The 20,055-nt window shown below is 71.2% G+C and carries 19 protein-coding genes; 8 read left to right on the top strand and 11 right to left on the bottom strand.

The window, feature by feature from the left end; all coding sequences use genetic code 11:
- From G5B56_RS11635 to fdnG, 3 genes are read right to left on the bottom strand one after another with little or no spacing between them, the layout of a single operon-like run.
- A complete protein-coding gene (locus G5B56_RS11635; protein ID WP_164963308.1) occupies window positions 1-627 on the bottom strand; it encodes a formate dehydrogenase subunit gamma in 627 nt (208 codons plus the stop codon).
- Window positions 624-1,553, bottom strand: a complete 930-nt coding sequence (gene fdxH, locus G5B56_RS11630; RefSeq protein WP_009856673.1) for a formate dehydrogenase subunit beta — start codon at window positions 1,551-1,553, stop codon at window positions 624-626. The genes G5B56_RS11635 and fdxH overlap by 4 nt, the downstream gene beginning before the upstream one ends.
- Window positions 1,554-1,562: 9 nt before the next feature.
- Window positions 1,563-4,631, bottom strand: coding sequence for a formate dehydrogenase-N subunit alpha (fdnG, locus tag G5B56_RS11625; RefSeq protein WP_164963307.1), 3,069 nt, complete (start codon window positions 4,629-4,631; stop codon window positions 1,563-1,565).
- A gap of 238 nt (window positions 4,632-4,869) precedes the next feature.
- Here fdnG and fdhD point away from each other — a divergent pair, with 238 nt between their 5' ends.
- The 3 genes from fdhD (at window position 4,870) to G5B56_RS11610 (ending at window position 7,860) form a co-directional block, all read left to right on the top strand.
- The gene (fdhD, locus tag G5B56_RS11620) at window positions 4,870-5,697 is read left to right on the top strand and encodes a formate dehydrogenase accessory sulfurtransferase FdhD (protein WP_164963306.1); all 828 of its coding nucleotides are present in this window, start codon (window positions 4,870-4,872) and stop codon (window positions 5,695-5,697) included.
- A 34-nt stretch (window positions 5,698-5,731) separates the two neighbouring features.
- A complete protein-coding gene (locus tag G5B56_RS11615; protein ID WP_164963305.1) occupies window positions 5,732-6,175 on the top strand; it encodes a thermonuclease family protein in 444 nt (147 codons plus the stop codon).
- Between the two features lie 140 nt (window positions 6,176-6,315).
- Window positions 6,316-7,860 carry a methyl-accepting chemotaxis protein gene (locus G5B56_RS11610; protein ID WP_164963304.1) on the top strand — a complete coding sequence of 515 codons (1,545 nt, stop codon included), beginning with the start codon at window positions 6,316-6,318 and terminating at the stop codon, window positions 7,858-7,860.
- Between the two features lie 6 nt (window positions 7,861-7,866).
- Here the strand turns inward: G5B56_RS11610 and G5B56_RS11605 are convergent, their stop codons facing one another.
- Window positions 7,867-8,874, bottom strand: a complete 1,008-nt coding sequence (locus tag G5B56_RS11605; protein WP_164963303.1) for a zinc-binding alcohol dehydrogenase family protein — start codon at window positions 8,872-8,874, stop codon at window positions 7,867-7,869.
- 69 nt (window positions 8,875-8,943) lie between these two features.
- Between G5B56_RS11605 and G5B56_RS11600 the strand changes: the two genes are divergently transcribed.
- Together G5B56_RS11600 and mmuM are read left to right on the top strand one after the other, a co-directional pair.
- Entirely contained in the window at window positions 8,944-9,870 is a 927-nt protein-coding gene (locus G5B56_RS11600) for a LysR family transcriptional regulator (RefSeq protein ID WP_230269573.1), read from the top strand.
- Between the two features lie 31 nt (window positions 9,871-9,901).
- Window positions 9,902-10,849 (top strand): homocysteine S-methyltransferase, encoded by a 948-nt coding sequence (gene mmuM / locus G5B56_RS11595; RefSeq protein ID WP_164963302.1) that lies wholly within the window; start codon window positions 9,902-9,904, stop codon window positions 10,847-10,849.
- Window positions 10,850-10,853: 4 nt separating this feature from the next.
- Here mmuM and G5B56_RS11590 read toward each other — a convergent pair whose 3' ends face one another.
- Complete coding sequence (locus G5B56_RS11590; RefSeq protein ID WP_164963301.1) at window positions 10,854-11,180, bottom strand: multidrug efflux SMR transporter; 327 nt, start codon at window positions 11,178-11,180, stop codon at window positions 10,854-10,856.
- A gap of 109 nt (window positions 11,181-11,289) precedes the next feature.
- Here G5B56_RS11590 and G5B56_RS11585 point away from each other — a divergent pair, with 109 nt between their 5' ends.
- A complete protein-coding gene (locus G5B56_RS11585; RefSeq protein ID WP_009856683.1) occupies window positions 11,290-11,664 on the top strand; it encodes a YbaN family protein in 375 nt (124 codons plus the stop codon).
- A 22-nt stretch (window positions 11,665-11,686) separates the two neighbouring features.
- Here the strand turns inward: G5B56_RS11585 and G5B56_RS11580 are convergent, their stop codons facing one another.
- The 5 genes from G5B56_RS11580 to G5B56_RS11560 form a co-directional block, all read right to left on the bottom strand.
- Window positions 11,687-12,043 (bottom strand): OadG family transporter subunit, encoded by a 357-nt coding sequence (locus G5B56_RS11580; RefSeq protein WP_009856684.1) that lies wholly within the window; start codon window positions 12,041-12,043, stop codon window positions 11,687-11,689.
- A 10-nt stretch (window positions 12,044-12,053) separates the two neighbouring features.
- A complete protein-coding gene (locus G5B56_RS11575; RefSeq protein WP_009856685.1) occupies window positions 12,054-13,226 on the bottom strand; it encodes a sodium ion-translocating decarboxylase subunit beta in 1,173 nt (390 codons plus the stop codon).
- Between the two features lie 10 nt (window positions 13,227-13,236).
- Entirely contained in the window at window positions 13,237-13,617 is a 381-nt protein-coding gene (locus G5B56_RS11570) for a biotin/lipoyl-containing protein (protein ID WP_029718973.1), read from the bottom strand.
- 21 nt (window positions 13,618-13,638) lie between these two features.
- Window positions 13,639-15,192: an acyl-CoA carboxylase subunit beta gene (locus G5B56_RS11565; protein ID WP_029718974.1), complete on the bottom strand. Its 1,554-nt coding sequence runs from the start codon at window positions 15,190-15,192 to the stop codon at window positions 13,639-13,641.
- Window positions 15,193-15,401: 209 nt separating this feature from the next.
- Entirely contained in the window at window positions 15,402-15,815 is a 414-nt protein-coding gene (locus G5B56_RS11560) for a rhodanese-like domain-containing protein (protein ID WP_009855372.1), read from the bottom strand.
- A gap of 230 nt (window positions 15,816-16,045) precedes the next feature.
- Between G5B56_RS11560 and G5B56_RS11555 the strand changes: the two genes are divergently transcribed.
- Both G5B56_RS11555 and ccoG read left to right on the top strand, forming a co-directional pair.
- The gene (locus G5B56_RS11555; protein ID WP_164963300.1) at window positions 16,046-16,444 is read left to right on the top strand and encodes a NifB/NifX family molybdenum-iron cluster-binding protein; all 399 of its coding nucleotides are present in this window, start codon (window positions 16,046-16,048) and stop codon (window positions 16,442-16,444) included.
- 68 nt (window positions 16,445-16,512) lie between these two features.
- Entirely contained in the window at window positions 16,513-18,003 is a 1,491-nt protein-coding gene (gene ccoG, locus G5B56_RS11550; RefSeq protein WP_050801715.1) for a cytochrome c oxidase accessory protein CcoG, read from the top strand.
- Window positions 18,004-18,009: 6 nt separating this feature from the next.
- On the opposite strand, the gene G5B56_RS11545 is transcribed toward ccoG, so the two are convergent.
- Window positions 18,010-20,022 (bottom strand): TonB-dependent receptor, encoded by a 2,013-nt coding sequence (locus tag G5B56_RS11545; protein ID WP_240920797.1) that lies wholly within the window; start codon window positions 20,020-20,022, stop codon window positions 18,010-18,012.
- Window positions 20,023-20,055 lie beyond the last annotated feature (33 nt).

Genomic DNA, 20,055 nt, shown 5'->3' with positions numbered 1-20,055 from the left:
TCAGCTCTCGTCGCCGGTCATCTTGCGATACCAGTTGCGATGGTGCTGCTTGGCCCAGGCGCGCGTGACGGTGCCGTAGAACATCGCGCGTATCGTGCCACGGGTCCAGATGGCCGCGTAGGCGTGCATGACGATCAGCAGGATCATGCCGATGCCGGCCACGGCGTGCAGCAGCGAGGCCACGCGCACGACACCCACCGGGAACGTGAACCAGGCGCGCCACATCGGGATGCCGGTGATCACCATCACCACCATGCAGACGACGAGGGCCCAGAACAGCAGCTTCTGGCCGCCGTTGTACTTGCCCTGCGCCGGCATGTCGTGGTCGTCGCCGTCGACCATCTTGCCGACGTTGCGCAGCCAGTCCACGTCCACCGGCTCGATCACGTTCAGGCGCCAGAAGCGCCAGGCCATGATCGTGAACAGCAGCGCCATGCCGACGCCGATGTACGGGTGCAGGATGCGCGCCCAGGTCGGGCCGCCGAAGAACATCGTCAACGGGAACAGCGCCGGGTGGAAGAAGGCCAGGCCCGAGAGCATGACGCCCAGGAACAACCAGCCGACCGCCCAGTGGTTGGCGCGTTCGGAGGCGTTGTAGCGCACGAGGTCGCGTGGGTTGCGTCTCATCGCGGCGTCTCCTCTTCGTTGGCCAGGGCTTCACGGTCCTTGCGTTCCATCTCGTCCTCCAGGGCCTTGGACACGTCGTTCGGGCCCTTGGTGATGTAGTGGAACAGCGAGGCGAAGCCGGCGATCGCCAGACCGGCCACCGCCATCGGCTTCAGCGCGCCCTTCCAGAAGCCGACCACCGGGCTCACCGACGGGTCCGCCGGCAGGCCTTCGTAGCGCTTCGGGTCGTCGGCGTGGTGCAGCACGTACATGACGTGCGTGCCGCCGACGCCGGCCGGGTCATACAGGCCGGCGTTGGCGTAGCCGCGTTCCTTCAGGTCCTCGATGCGCTCGGCGGCCTGGTCCTTCATCGCCTGCTTGGTGCCGAACATGATCGCCCCGGTGGGGCAGGTCTTCACGCAGGCCGGCTCCTGGCCGACCGCGACGCGGTCGGAGCACAGCGTGCACTTGTAGGCCTTGTGATCGGTCTTGGAGATGCGCGGGACGTTGAACGGACAGCCGGTGATGCAGTAGCCGCAGCCGATGCAGTTTTCCTGGTGGAAGTCGACGATGCCGTTGGTGTACTGGACGATCGCGCCGGGCGACGGGCAGGCCTTCAGGCAGCCCGGGTCGGCGCAGTGCATGCAGCCGTCCTTGCGGATCAGCCACTCCAGGTTGCCGGTCTTCTCGTCCTCGTGTTCGGTGAAGCGCATCACCGTCCACGCGGCCGACGTCAGGTCCACCGGGTTGTCGTAGACGCCCAGATTGGTGCCCGGCTCCTGGCGCAGGTCGTTCCACTCCATGCAGGCGGTCTGGCAGGCCTTGCAGCCGATGCACTTGGAGACGTCGATCAGCTTGGCGACTTCACCCGAGGCCGGCACCCGCGCCTGCGGCGAGGGTGTCGTCGTGGCCGAGCGCGCCTTGATGTCGAGAGATTGCAGTGACATGGGCGCTCCTCAGACCTTCTCGACCTTGACCAGGAAGGTCTTGAACTCGGGCGTGTTGGTGTTGCCGTCGCCGACGAACGGCGTCAGCGTGTTGGCCAGGAAACCCGGCTTGGTCACGCCCTTGAAGCCCCAGTGGATCGGGATGCCGACGTGGTGCACCGGCTTGCCCTCGATCGTCATCGGCTTGATGCGCTTGGTGACCACCGCACGCGCCTTGATGTAGCCGCGTTTGGACGACACCTTCACCAGGTCCCCGGCGGCGATGCCCAGGCTCTGCGCCAGCACCTCGCCGATCTCGACGATCTGCTCGGGCTGGGTGATCGCGTTGAGCAGCGCGTGTTTGGTCCAGTAGTGGAAGTGCTCGGTCAGGCGGTAGGTGGTGCCGACGTGCGGGTAGTCCGCCGCCTTGCCGAAGGTCTCCCAGATCGGCTTGAACACGCGCGCCGCCGGCGAGTTGGTCGCCAGCGGGTTCTTCGGGTGCAGCGGGTTGTAGCCCAGCGGCGTGTCGAAGGGCTCGTAGTGCTCGGGGAACGGCCCTTCGGCCAGGCCCTTGCGCGCGAAGAAACGCGCCACGCCCTCGGGGTTCATGATGAATGGCCCGGCGCCGGTTTCGGGCGCCAGCGTCGGCGCCATGTCCGGCACGTCGGCGCCGCCCCAGGCGCTGCCGTTCCAGCCGATCAGCTTGCGCCGCGGGTTGAACGGCTTGCCCTCGACGTCGCAGGAGGCGCGGTTGTAGAGCACGCGGCGGTTGGCCGGCCAGGCCCAGGCCCAGTTCAGCGTGTTGCCGATGCCGGTCGGGTCGGAGTTGTCGCGGCGCGCCATCTGGTTGCCGGCCTGGGTCCAGCAGCCGGCGAAGATCCAGCAGCCGCCCATCGTCGAGCCGTCGTCGCGCATCTCGCCGAAGCCGGCGAGCTGCTCGCCGGCCTTGCGGATCAGCTTGGTCGGGTCCTTGGGGTCGAAGACGTCGGCCAGCGCGCGGCCGTTGTACTCCTTGGCCACTTCCTCGGGCGTCGGCTCCTCGGGGTGCGCGTACGGCCACCAGAGCTTGAGGATCGGGTCGGGGAAGGCCCCGCCGTCCTTCTTGTACATCTCGCGCAGGCGCAGGAACAGCGCCGACATGATCTGGATGTCGGTGCGCGCCTCGCCCGGCGGCTCGGCGGCCTTCCAGTGCCACTGCAGCACGCGGCTGGAGCTGACGACCGCGCCGTCCTCCTCGGCGAAGCAGGTCGTCGGCAGGCGGAAGACGGTGGTCTGGATCTTGGCGCTGTCGACGTCGTTGTACTCGCCGTGGTTCTTCCAGAACTCGCTGGTCTCGGTGGCCAGCGGGTCCATCACGACGAGGAACTTCAGCTTCGACAGGCCGTCGCGCACGCGGTCCTTGTTGGACAGCGCCGCCAGCGGGTTGAAGCCCTGGGCGATGTAGCCGTTGACCTTGCCCTGGTTCATCAGCTCGAAGACCTGCAGCATGTCGTACTGCTTGTCGAGCTTGGGCAGGTAGTCGTAGGCCCAGTGGTTCTCGGCGGTCGCGTTCGGGCCGTACCAGGCCTTCATCAGGCTGACGTGGAACTTCGGGTAGTTCTGCCAGTAGCTCATCTGGCCCGGACGCAGCGGTTTCTGCGTGCGGGTGTCGACGTACTTCTGGTAGTCCTGCTCGGCCTGGCCGGGCAGCGACAGGTAACCCGGCAGGCTGGCCGACAGCAGGCCCAGGTCGGTGAGGCCCTGGATGTTGGAGTGCCCGCGCAGCGCGTTCATGCCGCCACCGGCGACACCGATGTTGCCCAGCAGCAGTTGCACCATCGCGCCGGTGCGCAGGATCTGCGCGCCGATCGAGTGCTGCGTCCAGCCCAGCGCGTAGAGGATCGTCGCCGCGCGGCCGGCCACGGCCGTCGACGCGAGCTTCTCGCAGACGTGCAGGAACTTGGCCTTCGGCGTGCCGCAGATGCTCTCGACCTTGTCCGGCGTGTAGCGGCTGTAGTGCTTCTTCAGCAGCTGGTAGACGCAGCGCGGGTGCTCCAGCGTCGGGTCGGTCTTGACGAAGCCGTCGGCGCCGAGCTCGTAGTCCCAGCTCGTGCGGTCATAACTGCGCTTGTCGGCGTTGTAGCCCGAGTAGATGCCGTCCTCGAACGCGAAGTCCTCGCGCACGATGAAGCTGAAGTCCGTGTAGTTGCGGACGTACTCGTGGTGGATCTTGTCGTTCTCGAGCAGGTAGTGGATGACCCCGCCGAGGAAGACGATGTCGCTGCCGGAGCGGATCGGGGCGTAGAAGTCCGCCACCGCCGCAGAGCGGTTGAAGCGCGGATCGACCACCATGAAGTGCGCCTTGTTGTGCGCCTTCGCCTCGGTGACCCACTTGAACCCGCAGGGGTGAGCTTCGGCGGCATTGCCGCCCATGATCAGGATGACGTCCGCATTCTTGATGTCGACCCAATGGTTCGTCATCGCTCCACGGCCAAACGTCGGGGCAAGACCTGCCACCGTCGGGCCGTGTCAGACACGGGCTTGGTTGTCGAATGCGAGCAGGCCCCAGGAGCGGGCGACCTTGTGGGTGATGTAGCCGGCTTCGTTGCTGGACGCCGAGGCGGCCAGCATGCCGGTGGTGAGCCAGCGGTTGACCGTCAGGCCGTCTTCGGTCTTCTCGACGAAGTTGGCGTCGCGGTCTTCCTTCAGCAGCCGGGCGATGCGGGTGTTGGCCTCGTCCCAGGAGATGCGCTTCCACTCGCTGGAACCGGGCTCGCGGACCTCGGGGAACAGCAGCCGGTTGGGGCTGTTGATGATGTCCAGCAGGCCGGCGCCCTTGGGGCACAGCGTGCCGCGGTTGACCGGATGGTCGGGGTCGCCCTCGACGTGGATCACCGAACGCTTGGCGTTCTTGGCGCCGTCGCCGAGCGAGTACATCAGGATGCCGCAGCCGACCGAGCAGTAGGTGCAGGTCTGGCGTGTGACCGTGGTGGCGGCGAGCTTGTACTGGCGGACTTCGGCCAGCGCGGTGGCTGGCGAGAAGCCCATCAGCGCCAAGCTCGATCCCGCCAGCGTGGAGCCAGTCACTTTCATGAACTGGCGCCTGGAGAGCTGCTTCATGAGCGCATTCCCGTGGCTGTGAAGGATGGATCGACGGCGCCTGGCGGGTGCGGCCATGAGTGGTGAGGGCGGCACGATGGCCGGCCACTGACTCATCGTGCGCTGCCCCCGCGGACGTGAGCGGCACGAACCAGGAGCTTTTCACATGCTAACAGTGCGTTGCAGATCACGTCATGGCACTTGCCCTAGTCCCAGCGCCGGCGTCGGGCAGCCGGCACGGCGACAATCCCGCCCGCCGATGAAGCCTGCCGACACCGCCGTTCCCGAAGGCCTGCGCCGACTGCGTGTCGTCGCGCGCCGCGGCGGCGTGGTGCAGGCGGCCGACGACTGGATCGCCGAGGAAGTGCCGGTGGCGCTGGTCTTCAACGGCATCTCGCATGCCGTGATGATGGCCACGCCGGCCGATCTGGAGGACTTCGCGCGCGGCTTCTGCGCCACCGAAGGCCTGGCCGACGCGCAGGAGCTGCGTTCGGTCGATGCCGTGCCCGGCTGCGACGGCATCGAGCTGCACCTGGAGGTCTCGGCAGCCTGCGAATGGCGGCTGCGCGAGCGCCGGCGCACGCTGGCCGGGCGCACCGGCTGCGGCCTGTGCGGCACCGACAGCCTGGGTCAGGTGCGCCAGACGCTGCCGGCGCTGGCACCGCGCCCCTTCACGCCGCAGGCGCTGGCGCGTGCCCAGCACGAGCTGCGCGAGGCCCAGGGCCTGCAGCGCCTGGCCGGCGCGACGCACGCCGCCGCCTGGTGCGACGCCGACGGCCACGCCCGCCTGGTGCGCGAGGACGTCGGCCGCCACAACGCGCTGGACAAGCTGGTCGGCGCGATGCAGCGCGCCGGGCTGGCGGCCGGCGAGGGTTTCGTCGCGATCACCAGCCGCGCCAGCTTCGAGATGGTGCAGAAGACCGCGCGCCTGGGTGCGCCGGCGCTGGCCGCGGTGTCGGCGCCGACGGCGATGGCGGTGGACCTGGCGCAGTCCTGCGGCCTGCTGCTCGCCGGCTTCGTGCGCGGCGAGGACCTCGTCGCCTACACCTTCCCCGAGCGCCTGGGGCTGCCGCCGGCCGACGCCTGATGCGGCGCCGGCTGCGGCCGGTGCCGTCGCCCCGATGCTGAGCGCGCTCGTCTTCTCCTGCCTGGTCATCGCCGTCGCCGACGGCGACACGCTGACCGCGCGCTGCCCGGCGCCGCAGGGCACGCTGCGTGTGCGCCTGGCCGACGTCGACGCGCCGGAGAAGGCCCAGGCGTTCGGCCCGGCCTCGCGCCGCCACCTGGCCGCGCTCTGCCTGCGCCGGCACGCCGAGATCCGGCCGCTGCCCGGCAGCGCCGGCCGCGACCGTTACGGCCGTGCCATCGCCCACGTGTCCTGCGGCGGCCGCGACGCCGGCACGGCGCAGCTGCGCGCCGGTCTGGCCTGGGTCATGGAGGGTTACGCCGCCGACCTCAACCTGCCGGCGCTGCAGTGGCAGGCGCGGCACGACCGCGCCGGGCTGTGGGCCGAGTCCCGGCCGGTGCCGCCCTGGGTCTGGCGGCGGCAGCACCGCCGCCGCTGACAATCCTGCACAAACCGTGCGGGATCTCGCAAAAATGCCACAAATGCTCTTTGTGCGAATTTTTAGAATCGTTTCTGCGTCGCCCTCGTGACGCCTGGCCGGCGCATGGCCTGCCGTCGCTCGATTACCGGGGCCATGAGATGCCTTCTCTGCACGACTTGTCGATTCGCGGCCGTCTGACGCTGCTCGCCGGTGTCGCTCTCTGCGCCGTCGTGATGCTCGGGGCGCTGCTGCTGTGGGGCAACCGCCACCAGACCGACGACAGCCACGCGGTCTTCGAGTCCAAGGACATCGTCGCCGACATCCTGCCGCCGCCGCTGTACCTGGTCGACGCCCGGCTGACGATGTCGCGCGCGCTGGAAGGCAGCCTGCCGGTGGCACAGGCGCGCGCGCAGTTCGAGGCCCAGCGCCGCGACTACGAGGCGCGAGCCAAGGTCTGGCAGGCGCTGTCGCCTTCGCCGCTGAAGGACAGCCTCCTCGGCGCCCAGCACGCCGAGGGCCAGAAGCTGATCGCGCTCATCGACGACGCGCTGCGTGTGATGGAGAGCGACGGCCTGGCCGCCGCGCGCATGCGGCTGGAGGCCATCGACGCGCAGTTCCTGCGCCACCAGGCCGGTGTGCTGGCCACCGTGAAGGTGGGCACCGAACGCGCCGAAACCGACATCGCGCGTTTCGACCGCACCGCGCGTCAGGTCGGCTGGGCCGCCTGGGCGATCGGGCTGTCGGCGCTGGTGCTGGTCTCGGCGCTGGCGCTGGCCATCGGTCGCTCCATCGTCGGCCCGCTGGACCGTGCGGTGCGTCTGGCGAAGCGTGTCGCCGAAGGCGACCTCGCGGCGCGCGAACGTTTCCCCGGCCGCAACGAGCTGAGCCAGCTCGGCCGCCATCTGCACGAGATGGTCGAGAGCCTGGCGCGCCGCGTGCTGGCGGTGCGCGCCGGTGCCGAACACGTGGCCGTGGCCAGCGCGCAGATCGCCGGCGGCAACGGCGACCTCGCGCGCCGCACCGAGGCCCAGGCCGGCGCGATCGTGCAGACGAGCACGACGATGGGCCGGCTCGACGAGCGTGTGCGCGACAACCAGACCCAGGCGCAATCGGCACGCGAACTGGCCGCCGAGGCCTCGGTGCTGGTCGGCCGCGGCGGCGACGCGATGCAGGGCGTGGTGTCGACGATGGACCAGATCGGCGACGCCTCGCGGCGTGTCAACGACATCATCGGCGTCATCGACGGCATCGCCTTCCAGACCAACATCCTGGCGCTGAACGCCGCCGTCGAGGCGGCGCGTGCCGGCGAATCCGGGCGCGGTTTCGCTGTCGTCGCTGCCGAAGTGCGTGCGCTGGCCCAGCGCAGCAGCACCGCGGCGCAGGAGATCAAGGGCCTGATCGTCACCAGCCACGAGCGCATCGACCGCGGCCAGGCCCTGGTCGGCGAGGCCGGGGCGACGATCGGCCAGGTCATCGAAGCGATGTCGCGGCTCAGCGAGCTGGTCTGCGGCATCAGCGACGCCAGCGTCGAGCAGAGCCGCGGCGTCTCCGAGGTCTCGGCCGCCGTCTCGGCGATGGACCGCGACGTGCAGCAGAACGCCGCGCTCGTCGAGCAGGCGTCGCGCGCTGCGACCAGCCTGCGCGACCAGTCGCAGCGCCTGCTCGAGCTGATGCAGGACCTGCGCGTGCCGGCGCAGGCCTGAGCGGCGTCAGAACCCGGCCAGCACCAGCTTGCCGCGTGCGCGCCCGCTCTCGACGAGCGCGTGGGCGCGGCGCAGGTTGGCGGCGCTGATGGCGCCGTAGTGCTCGCCCTGGGTCGAGACCAGCGTGCCGGCGTCGACCAGCGCCGCGGCGCGCTCGAGGATCTCGTGCTGGCGCACGAGGTCGGGCGTGCCGAACAGCGGCCGCGTGAACATCAGCTCCCAGTGCAGCGACACCGCCTTGCGCTTCAGGCGGCGCACGTCGATCGGCTCCGGGTCGTCGATCAGGCCGATGCGGCCCTGCGGCGCGACGGCCTCGACGTAGGCGTCGTAGTGCAGATGGGTCTGGGTCAGGCTGGCGATGTAGTCGACCGCCGGATGGCCGGCAGCGGCGAGTTCGGCGGCCAGCGGCTTCGAATGGTCGACGACGGCGTGCGCGCCCAGCTTGCGCACCCAGTCGGCGGTCTCGGGCCGCGACGCGGTGGCGATGACCGTCAGCTTCGTCAGCTTGCGCGCCAGCTGCACCAGGATCGATCCGACGCCGCCGGCCGCGCCGACGACCAGCAGGCGCTGGCCTTCGCCGCCGCCTTCGGCGACACCCAGGCGGTCGAACAGAAGCTCCCAGGCGGTGATCGTCGTCAGCGGCAGCGCCGCCGCGGCGGCGTCGTCCAGCGTCGCCGGGGCGTGACCGGCGATGCGCTCGTCGACGCATTGCAGCTCGGCGTAGGAGCCGGGGCGGTCGATGCTGCCGGCGTACCAGACGCGCTCGCCCGGCTTGAAGCGGGTCACCGCGGCGCCGACCGCTTCGACGGTGCCGACGGCGTCCCAGCCCAGGATGCGCGGCGTTTCGGTCGGCTGGTTGCGGCGCACCTTGGTGTCCACCGGGTTGACGGCGACGGCGGCGATGCGCACCAGCAGGTCGTGTTCGCGCGGCAGCGGTGCCGGCAGTTCGGTCTCGAACAGCGAGGCCGGGTCCTCGATCGGCAGGCCGGCTTGCGCGTAGACGATGGCTTTCATGCTTTCTCCTGGCAAAGCGGAAAATGGCGGGATGGTGGACGAGGCCAGGCGCCGAATCGAGAGGTTGGCGTGAGCAGCAGCTACAAACAACCGTTGAAAGCGGTGTCGCCCGGCGACCTGCAGTTCTTCGTTCGCGCGGCGCGTTCGGCCAGCCTGTCGGCGGCGGCACGCGAGCTGGCCGTCAGCCCGCAGGCGGCCAGCGCGGCGCTCAAGCGGCTGGAATCGGCGCTGGGTTTCCGCCTCTTCGTGCGTTCGACACGCAGCCTGCGGCCGACGCCCGAAGGCCTGGCCTTCCTCGACGCCTGCGAGCGCGGCCTGGCGCTGATCGATCAGGCGCGCGAACGCCTGGCGGCCGGGCGCGAGGCGCTGGCCGGGCGCATCCGGCTGTCGATGCCGTCGGACCTCGGGCGCAACGTGGTGCTGCCCTGGCTGCAGGCGTTTCGCGAGCAGCACCCGGGCATCGAGTTCGAGCTGCAGCTGACCGACCGCGTCGCCGAGCTGGCGCGCGAAGCGGTCGACGTCGCGCTGCGCTACGGCGAGCCGGCCGACACCCAGCTCGTCGCCGTCGCACTGGCGCCGCACAACCGGCGCGTGCTCTGCGCGTCGCCGGCCTATCTGGCGCGCCACGGCCGGCCGGCGCAGCCGCAGGATCTGGTGCAGCACCGCTGCCTGAGCTACCGGCTGTCGGACCGGCCGCACGAGCGCTGGCGTTTCGAGCGCGACGGCCGCGAGCTGGCGGTCGAGGTGCACGCCGCGCTGCGTTGCGACGACGGCGACGCGGTGCGCCGCATGGCGATCTTCGGCGAGGGCATCGCCTACAAGTCGGGGCTGGACGTCACCGACGACCTGCGCCGCGGTGCGCTGGTTGCGCTGTGCGAAGACTGGCAGGGCGAACCGGCGCCGCTGTTCCTGGCCTGCGCCGACCGCAGCGTGCTGCGTCCGGCGGTGCAGCGGTTGCGCGACTTCCTCGCCGAGCGCCTGGCCACGCTCGGCTAAGCTCGCCGCTCCCCAGCGAAGGCCGCCGCCGATGATTCCCGACCCCGTGATCGCCACCACCCTCGCCGCGCAGGACATCGTCGTGCTCGACGGCGCGCTCGCCACCGAGCTGGAGCGCCGCGGCGCCGACCTGAAGGACCCGCTGTGGTCGGCCAAGCTGCTGATCGAGCGCCCGGAGCTGATCCGGGAGGTGCACCTGGACTACTTCCGCGCCGGCGCCGACGTCGCGACGACGGCCAGCTACCAGGCGACCTTCGAAGGCTTCGCGCGCCGCGGCTTTTCGCACGACGAGGCGGTGGCGCTGATGCGGCGCTCGGTGGCGCTGGCGATCGAGGCGCGCGACGCCTTCTGGGCCGAGCCGGCGAACCGCGCCGGCCGCCGCCGGCCGCTGGTCGCGGCTTCGGTCGGGCCCTACGGCGCGATGCTGGCCGACGGCAGCGAGTACCGCGGCTACCCCGGCGTCACGCGCGAGCAGCTCGCCGCCTTCCACCGCCCGCGGCTGGAGGTGCTGGCCGCGGCCGGCGCCGACCTGCTGGCCTGCGAGACGATTCCCTGCCTGGACGAGGCGCTGGCCATCGCCTCGCTGCTGCCCGCGCTGCAGCCGGCGCTGCCGGCCTGGATCAGCTTCTCCTGCCGCGACGGCGAGCACGTCAGCCAAGGCGAACGTTTCGCCGACTGTGCCGCCGCGCTCGACGGCCTGCCGGGCGTCGCCGCGGTGGGCCTGAACTGCACCGCGCCGGAATACGTGCCGGCGCTGATCGGCGCGGCGCAGGCGCGCACGCGGCTGCCGATCGTCGTCTACCCGAACTCGGGCGAGCAGTGGGACGCGGTCGCCAAGTGCTGGCACGGCGAGCGCGACGCCGCCGACTTCGCCGCCCAGGCCGAGCGCTGGCGCCGCGGCGGCGCGCGCCTGATCGGCGGCTGCTGCCGCACCGGCCCGGACGAGATCCGCGCGCTGCGCGCGGCGCTGCTGGCCTGAGGCCTCAGGCGCTGCGGTCGGCCAGGTTCAGCAGCACCACGCCGACCAGCACCGCCGCCAGCCCGGCGAGCTTGACCGCGCTGACCGACTCGCCGAGGAAGGCGATGCCGATCAAGGCGATGATCGCCAGCCCGGCGCCGCTCCAGATCGCGTAGACGATGCCGACTTCCATCGTCTTCAGCACTTGGCCGAGCAGCCAGAACGACAGCCCGTAGCCGACGACGACGACCGCCGACGGTGCCAGCTTCGTGAAGCCGGCGGACAGCTTCAGCGCGGTGGTGGCGGCGAGTTCGGCGCCGATCGCGCCGGCGAGCATCAGCCAGGCGTTCATCGGGCGGTGCTCCGGTCGTGCTCGGGGCGGGGAAGGGTGTGGGCGGACATCGGGTGCTCCTGTGTTGGGGCCGGGCGATTGTCGCGGCGGCGCACGCGAGAATCACCCCATGCTGCCCCGTCCCGTCGTCCTGCTGCTGTGGCGCCTGCTGGCGCTGGCCTGCCTGCTGCTGGCCGCCGTCGGCGTCGTGCTGCCGGGGCTGCCGACGGTGCCTTTCCTGCTGGTCGCTGCCTGGGCCGGCGGGCACGGCTGGCCGGCGCTGGAGCGCTGGCTGCTGGCGCACCCGCGTTACGGCCCGGGCATCCGGCGCTGGCGCGAAGGCGGGGTCATCCCGCGCAACGCCAAGTGGGCGGCCACGGGGATGATGGGCGCCAGCACGCTGGTCATCGTCTTCCTGACGCCGATGCCGCTGTGGTCCAAGGTGCTGGTGCCCGGCACGATGGCGCTGGTCGCGCTGTGGATGTGGGGCCGGCCCGAGCGCTGACGCCCGGCAGCGCCTGCCGGCCTCAGCTGCGGCTTCGGGCCGGCTGGTGCGATCCGTGGTGCGCCGCGCGGCCTTCGGCCGTCCAGGCGTCGCCGACCTGCGTCGGCTCAATGCGCACGATGCGCACCGGCCGGCCCAGCGTCGCGTGCGCGGCGGCGGCGAGCACGGCGACGAGCTCGCCGTCGTCCTGAGGCGCCGCCTGCGCAACGGCCGGCGCGGGGGCGGGCTCGCGCTTCTCGAAACGCGCCGCGACACGCCCGATCAGCGGGAAGCCTGCGAGCACGACGCCGATCGCGGCGATGATGAAGAAGCTGCCGACGAAGTCGATGACGCTGAGGATCAGCGCGCCTTCGAGGGTGTCGGGGATGATGGGCTGCATCGTCCGCTCCTCAGCCCGCGCCCAGCAGCGCCAGCAGGATGCCGCCGGAGATGGCGGTGCCGAAGACGCCGGCCAGGTTGGGCCCCATCGCGTGGTAGATCAGGAAGTTCTTCGGGTTCTCCTGGTTCGCGACGATGTGCGAGACACGCGCCGCGATCGGCACCGAGGCGATGCCCGCCGAGCCGATCAGCGGGTTGATCTTCTCCTTCAGGAACAGGTTCATCACCTTGGCGGTGATGACGCCCGAGGCGGTGCCGAAGACGAAGGCCACCAGGCCCAGCAGCACGATCAGCAGCGTGTCCCAGTTCAGGAACTTGTCGGCTGCCATCGTCGAGCCGATGGCCACCGTCAGCACCAGCACGATGACGTTCATCAGCCCGCCGGCGGCGGTCTTGGCCAGGCGTTCGGTGACGCCGCATTCCTTCAGCAGGTTGCCCAGCATCAGCATCGTGATCAGCGGCGCGACCGGCGGGAAGAACAGGTTGACGACCACCGCCATCACGATCGGGAACGCGATCTTCTCGGCCTTGCCGACGGTGCGCAGCTGCTTCATCGTGATCTGGCGCTCGGCCGGCGTCGTCAGCGCCCGCATCACCGGCGGCTGGATCAGCGGCATCAGCGCCATGTACGAGTACGCGGCCACCGAGATCGGCCCGAGCAGGTGCGGCGCCAGCTGCATCGTCACGAAGATCGCCATCGGCCCGTCGGCGCCGCCGATGATGCCGATCGCGCCGGCCTCGGCGAGCGTGAAGCCGCAGAGCTTGGCCAGGATCAGCGCGACGAAGATGCCCAGGTGCGCGCCGGCACCCAGGATCACCAGCCGCGGGTTGGCGATCATCGGCCCGAAGTCGGTCATCGCGCCGACGCCCAGGAAGATCAGCGGCGGGATGATCAGCTTGGCCACGCCTTCGTAGGCGTAGTGGAACAGGCCGCCCTCCTTGACGACGTAGAGCAGGGCGCTGATCGCCTCGCCGCCGGGCACGTCGTCGGGCGGGCCGGGCACGTTGGCGACGATGCACGAGAAGCCGATGCCGACCAGCAGCAGCGGCTCGTAGTGCTTGGCGATCGCCAGGTACACCATCGCCGCGCCGACCGCGATCATCACGACGTTGCCCCAGCTCAGGTGCACGACGCCGGTCTGCGCCAGCAGCGCCTCGAAGAACGGGCCGAGCTGATCGAACACGGCGCCGGCCTCAGCCGATGACCAGCAGCAGCTGGCCGGTCTCGACCACCTGGCCGGCGCGCACCTCGACGCGGGCGACCTGGCCGGCACGCGGCGCGCTGATCTGGGTGTTCATCTTCATCGCCTCGATGACCGCGAGCTTCTCGCCTTCGGCGACGCGCTGGCCGACCGTGACGAGCACCGACTGCACCGTGCCGCCCAGCGGCGCGACGACGTCGCCGGCGCCGTGCGCGGCGGCGGGCGCCGCGGCCACCGGCGCGGCGGCGACGGCCGGCGGCACCGTCGCGCCCAGCACCACGGCCGGCGGCGGCGCCAGCGGGCCGGCGTCGAGCTCCTCGACCGTCACGACGTAGGCCTTGCCGTCGACGGTGATGCGCAGTCTTCGTTCCATGGGGTGTTCTCCGGCTGCGTCTTACAGCGGCACGTTGCCGTGTTTCTTCGCGGGCCGCAGCTCGCGCTTGTTGAGGATCTTGCGCAGCGACAGCGCGAGCTGGGCGCGGGTCTCCGACGGCGCGATGACGTCGGTGATGTAGCCGCGCCCGGCCGACAGATAGGGCGAGGCGAACTCGGCGCGGTAGCCGGCGATCAGCTCGGCAGCCAGCGCGGCGCGATCCTCGGCCTCGGCGAGCTCCTTGCGGTACAGCAGGTTCACCGCACCCTGCGCGCCCATCACCGCGATCTCGGCGTTGGGCCAGGCGTAGACGACGTCGGCGCCCATCTCCTGGCTGCACATCGCCAGATACGAGCCGCCGTAGGCCTTGCGCAGGATGACCGTCAGCTTGGGCGTCGTGCACGAGGCGTAGGCGAACAGCAGCTTGGCACCGTGGCGGATGATGCCGCCGCGCTCCTGCTCGACGCCGGGCAGGAAGCCGGGCACGTCGACCAGCGTCACGACCGGCACGTTGAAGGCGTTGCAGAAGCGGATGAAACGCGCCGCCTTGTCCGACGCGTTGATGTCCAGCGCGCCGGCCATCTCGGCGGGCTGGTTGGCCACCAGGCCGATGACCATGCCCTGCAGCCGCGCGAAGCCGACGATGATGTTGCGCGCCCACGAGGCGTGCACCTCCAGCAGCTCGCCGCCGTCGACGAGGCGGGCGATGACCTGGCGCACGTCCATCGGCTCGGCCGGGTCCTCGGGCACCAGCGTGTCCATGCCCTCGTCGCTGGCCAGCACGAGCTCGGCCGACAGCTGGTGCGGCGGGTCCATCGTGTTGTTCGGCGGCAGGTACGACAGCAGGCGCTGCGCCAGCGCCACGGCCTGCGTGTCGTCCTCGGCGATGAAGTGCACGTTGCCGCTGACCGCGGCGTGCATCTCGGCGCCGCCGACCTCGTCCATCGTCGTCGCCCGGCCGGTCACGGCCTTGATGACCTCGGGCCCGGTGATGAACATGTGCGCGTTGCGGCGCGTCATGATGATGAAGTCGTTGAGCGCCGGCGAATACGCCGCGCCGCCGGCGCAGGGCCCGAGCACCAGCGCGATCTGCGGCACCAGGCCGGAGGCGAGCACGTTGTGATAGAAGACTTCGCCGTAGCCCGACAGCGCGTCCACCGCCTCCTGGATGCGCGCACCGCCCGAGTCCTGCATCGAGACGATGGGCACGCCGTTCTTCAGCGCGAACTGCATCAGCGCGACGATCTTGCCGGCGTGGGCCTTGCCCAGCGTGCCGGCGTTGACCGTGAAGTCCTGGCTGTAGGCGGCGACGAGGTTGCCGCCGACGTAGCCGGTGCCGGTGACGACGCCGTCGGCCGGGAAGGCCTTGTCCTGCAGGCCGAAGTGGTGCGCGCCGTGGCGCACGTGCATCCCGGTTTCCTGGAAGGTGCCGGGCTGGAACAGCCGGTCCAGGCGTTCACGCGCGCCGAGCTGGCCCTTGGCGTGGCGGGCGGCGAGCTTGTCGGCTCCGCCGCCGGCCGTCACGGTGCGGCGGCGGCGCTCGAGCTCCTCGAGCATCCGGGATGGCAGGGTCATGGGGCTGTCCTCCGATCGTCGCCGCCGGCCGCCGTCGGGCCGGTGTTGCTGCATCCCGCATGCCGGCATCGTGGTCCGGTTGGTGGAAGCGCGGACCAATGCTAGCGCCTGCACAGGCGGCCGAGGCCGGCCTTTTGCCGGCGTTGAGTACGATCAAGTTACAGCCGGCGCCATCACCCGCGGGATGGCGCCCCGCCGGGAGGCGGTGTTCAGCGCGGCGCGACCAGCGGCCAGCCGCGGCGAGCCCATTCGCTCATGCCGCCGGCGACGTAGTGCACGTTGGTCCAGCCACGCTCGCGCAGCGCGCGGGCCGTGGCGCGCGAGCGGTTCTGCGTGTTGCAGACCAGCAGCACCGGTTGCGACGGGTCCCGCGGGATCTCGGCCAGGCGCTGGCCGATCTGGCTCATCGGCAGCAGCCGCATGCCCGGTGCGACGCCGCGGGCGTGTTCCTCGGGCTCGCGGATGTCGATGACGATCGCGCTGCGGCGGGCCAGCGCGTCGCGTGCCGCCTCCAGCGGCAGCGCCTCGTCGGCGGCATGCCCCGGCGCCGCGAGGCCGGCGAGCACGGCGGAGCCGGCGACGGCGAGCAGGCGGCGGCGGGCGGGGGCGGACGGCTGATTCATGGCGGCGGCAGGCGGAAGCTGTGGGTCCAGTGTACCGCCGGGGGTACTCGCCGAACTGTCAGGCGTTCTGCCAAGGGGGTGCCGTCAGTGGCAGTCCTGGGCGGTCGGTGAACTCCCGGCGGGCGCGTCAAGTGCTTGTCGCGAAGGCTTTTTTCGTTCGCCGCAGGGGGTGGCACGCGGCTTGAGAACGACGCTCCGTCGCGGCCTGTCCGCTCCTCCCGTCGATCGCCATGCCTGTTGCCTCCACCCTCGTCGCCGTCGCCGCCCAGAACCGGCGCGAAGTCTCCGACCACGCCGGCCGCTGCCGCCGTTTCCTCGTGTACCGCGTGCAGGGCGCCGAGGTCGGCGCGCCCGAACTCGTCGAACTGGACGCCGGCCAGGCCTTCCACGACGCCGCGGCCGACGCCCCGCACCCGCTGGACGGTGTCGACGTGCTGATCGGCGCCAGCATGGGCGGCGGCCTCGTCGCCAAGCTCGCCGCGCGCGGCATCCGCGCCGCGACGACGGACGAACGCGAACCCGCCGCCGCCGTCGCGCGTTACCTCGCCGGCGAACTGCCGCACCTGAGCCCGCCGGCAGCGCGGCCGGGTGCCGGTCACGGCTGCGCCTGCGGCTGCCAGCACGACTGAAGCGCTTCGTGAAGAGCGACCGACTGGTTCGCTCACGAATTCGTGAAAACCCCCATCGGATGGGGTCCATGGGGCAGAATCAGTCCATGGCTGATACCCCTGCCCCTATCAATGCGGGCGGCGACGCCCCCGCGGCGTCACCCAAGGCGGCCGCTGGCGCGGCCACCGTGTCGCTGTACCAGAAGTCGCGCAAGATCTACGCGCGTGCCGTCAGCGGGCGTTTCGCCAACTGGCGCTGGGCCCTGGTCTGGCTGACGCAGATCGTCTTCTACGGCCTGCCCTGGCTGCAGTGGAACGACCGCCAGGCGGTGCTGTTCGACCTGGCGGCGCGGCGCTTCTACGTCTTCGGGCTGGTCCTGTATCCGCAGGACCTGATCTACCTGTCGGCGCTGCTGATGATCTCGGCCTACGCGCTGTTCCTGTTCACCGCGGTGGCCGGGCGGCTGTGGTGCGGCTACGCCTGCCCGCAGACGGTCTACACCGAGATCTTCATGTGGTTCGAGAAGGTCACCGAAGGCGACCGCACGCAGCGCATGAAGCTCGACGCCGCGCCGTGGAGCGCGGCCAAGCTCGGCCGCAAGGCGGCCAAGCAGGTGCTGTGGGTGGGCTTCGCGCTGTGGACCGGCGTCACCTTCGCTGGCTACTTCACGCCGATGGGCGAGCTTCTGGGCTCGATCGCCAGCGCCTCGCTGGGCCCGTGGCAGACCTTCTGGGTGCTGTTCTACGGCTTCGCCACCTGGGGCAACGCCGGCACCATGCGCGAGCAGGTCTGCAAATACATGTGCCCGTACGCGCGCTTCCAGAGCGCGATGTTCGACAAGGACACGCTGATCATCAGCTACGACCCCGAACGCGGCGAGCCGCGCGGGCGGCGCTCGAAGAAGACCGACCCGAAGCAGGCTGGCCTGGGCAGCTGCGTCGACTGCGGCGTCTGCGTGCAGGTCTGTCCGACCGGCATCGACATCCGCAACGGCCTGCAGTACGAGTGCATCGGCTGCGCGGCCTGCATCGACGCCTGCGACGACATCATGGACAAGATGAGCTACCCGCGCGGGCTGATCCGCTACGCCACGCAGAACGGCATGGCGCAGCACCACGACCGCGGCCAGATGCTGCGCCGCGTGCTGCGCCCGCGGGTGCTGGTCTACACGGCGATCCTGTTCATCATCCTCGGCGCCTTCGCGACCAGCATCGCGCTGCGCCACCCGTTCCGCGTCGACGTCGTGCGCGACCGGGCGTCGCTGGCGCGCATCGTCGACCAGGGCACGATCGAGAACGTCTACCGCCTGCAGATCATGAACAACGCCGAGCAGACCGAGCGCTACCGCGTCGCGGTCGACGGCCTGCCCGGCATCACGATCGAACACGCCGAGACGGTGGACCTGGGCCCGGCCGAGGCGCGCTGGGTGACCTTGAACGTGCACCTGCCGTTCGAGGCCGCCCAGCAGGCCGGGGCCGGCGTGCACGCGATCCGTTTCCGCATCGAGCGCCTGCCGGCCGCGGCCAACGACTCGGCCATCGAGATCGACGAGAAGTCGACCTTCGTCGTGCCGCGCTGAGCGGCCTCAGAAGTCCAGCCGCAGCCCGGTTGCCAGCGCGCGGCCGGGCAGCGGCGACAGCCCGCGGATCGTCTCGATCGCGGTGGCGTTGTAGGCCAGCCGGTCGGTCGCGTTGTCCAGCTTCAGGTACCACAGCGCGTCCTGGCCGCCGAGCGTGAAGCGGTACGAAGCCGCCAGGTTCAGCAGCGTGTAGCCGGCGGTCGTGCTGTCGCCCGTGGGCACACGGTTCTGTCGCCCGGCGTGGCGCAGTTCGGCGCGCAGCGTCCAGTCGGCACGCGACGCGGCCAGCGCCAGCGTCGCGCGCCAGGGCGCGATGCGCGGCAGGGCCTCGTCGGTCGTGGTGTTCGTCGCGCGCGTGAAGTCGGCGCTGGCGCTGGGCGTCCAGCGCCAGCCGGCGGCGTCGAGCGTGGTCCGGGCCTCGAACTCGGCGCCGTACAGCCGCGCCCGCACCGCGTCGAAGCGGTACAGCGGCACGCCGTCCTCGGTGACGACCTCGCCGTCCTCGTCGACCGAGACGCCGGCGCTGTCCAGCGAGATGAAACGCGAGAAGCGCGTCGCGAAGACGCCGGCGCGCAGGCTGGACGCACCCGACTTCCACTGCAGCGCCAGGTCGGCGCTGACGCCGCGTTCGGCGTCCAGCGTCGGGTCGCCGCGTTCGTAGGCGCCGGTGGCGGCGTGCACGCCGTCGGCGTAGAGCTCGAAGTAGGTCGGTGCACGCTCGGTCGACGCCAGGTGGGCGCTGACGTTCCAGCCCGGCGCCAGCGGCATCGTCGTGCCCAGCGACGCGCTGAACAGCGTGAAGCCGCGCGAGCGCGCGTCGCCGAAGCGGCCGCCGCCGTCGGAGTCGACGTCGGCACGTTCGACCCGCGCGCCGGCCGAGACCGTGCCGGGCCCGAGGTCCGTCTCCTCCAGCACGAACAGGCCCAGGCGGCGTGTCGTCGTGTCGGGCACGAAGGCCTCTTCGCCCAGCGCCGAGAAGTCGAAGCTCTCGGCCTGCACGCCGACGACGCCGCGCAGCGGGCCCAGCGCACGGTGGCGGGCCTCGGCGCGCAGTTCGCCGCCGCGGCTGGAGAACACGGTGCCGACCTCGGCGCCTTCCATCTCGCGGTGCTCGTAGTCGGCGCCGCGCGCCTGCAGCTTCAGGTTGGAGAACGGGCCGCCGTCCAGGCGCCACTCGCCTTCGGCGCGCAGCTGGTTGCGGCGCATCAGGATCGTGACGTCGGGTTCGGCGACGACGCCGTACGAGCTGTCGTAGTGGTCCAGCGCCAGGCCGACCCGGCCGCCGGCGAAGAACCACGAGCCGCCGAGCGCGGCGCTGCGGGTCCTGGCGGCCGAGTTGCGCACCTCGTCGGTCCGCGCCAGGGCTTCACCGTCGGCCACCGGCGTGTGCTCGGGCACGTCCAAGTCGTCGGTGTTGCGCGCCGCGGCGTCCAGGTGCAGCGCCCAGCCGGCGCCGCCGGTCTCCAGCACCGCAGCCGCGCCGCGTTCGGCGGCGGCGCCGCCCAGGCGCAGTTCGGCCGAGCCGCCGGTGCGAGTGACCGGCGCGACAGGGATGCGGTTGTCGAGCACGTTGACGACGCCGCCGACGGCGTTGCCGCCGTACAGCAGTGCCGCCGGGCCGCGCAGCACCTCGATGCCGGTGGCCACCAGCGGGTCCAGCGGCACCGCGTGGTCGTAGCTCAGCGCCGAGGCGTCCAGCGTCGAGCCCGAGTTGTCGAGCACGCGCAGGCGGTCGCCGTCCAGGCCGCGGATCACCGGCCGGCTGGCGTTGGGGCCGAAGCCGGTCTGCGAGACGCCGGGCAGCGTGTCCAGCGTGTCGCCCAGCGTGCCGCCGCGGCGCAGCACGAGCTCGTCGCCGGCGAGCACCGACACCGGCTGCGTGCTGCGCTCGCTGCCCAGCGGATTGCCGGTGATGACGATGCGTTCGACCGGGGTCGGCGCGGACTGCGCCGCGGCCGGTTGCGACAGGGCGGCGCAGGCCAGCGCCACCGGACTCAGGGTGAGGACGAGGGATTTCATCGGATCAGGACAGAGGGGCGTGCGGCCACGCCG

The sequence above is a fragment of the Rubrivivax sp. JA1026 genome (genome assembly GCF_011065555.1).
Classification (GTDB): Bacteria; Pseudomonadota; Gammaproteobacteria; order Burkholderiales; family Burkholderiaceae_C; genus Rubrivivax; species Rubrivivax benzoatilyticus.
Note: the sequence above shows the minus strand (reverse complement) of the source record. Positions and strands in the feature narration are given on the sequence as shown.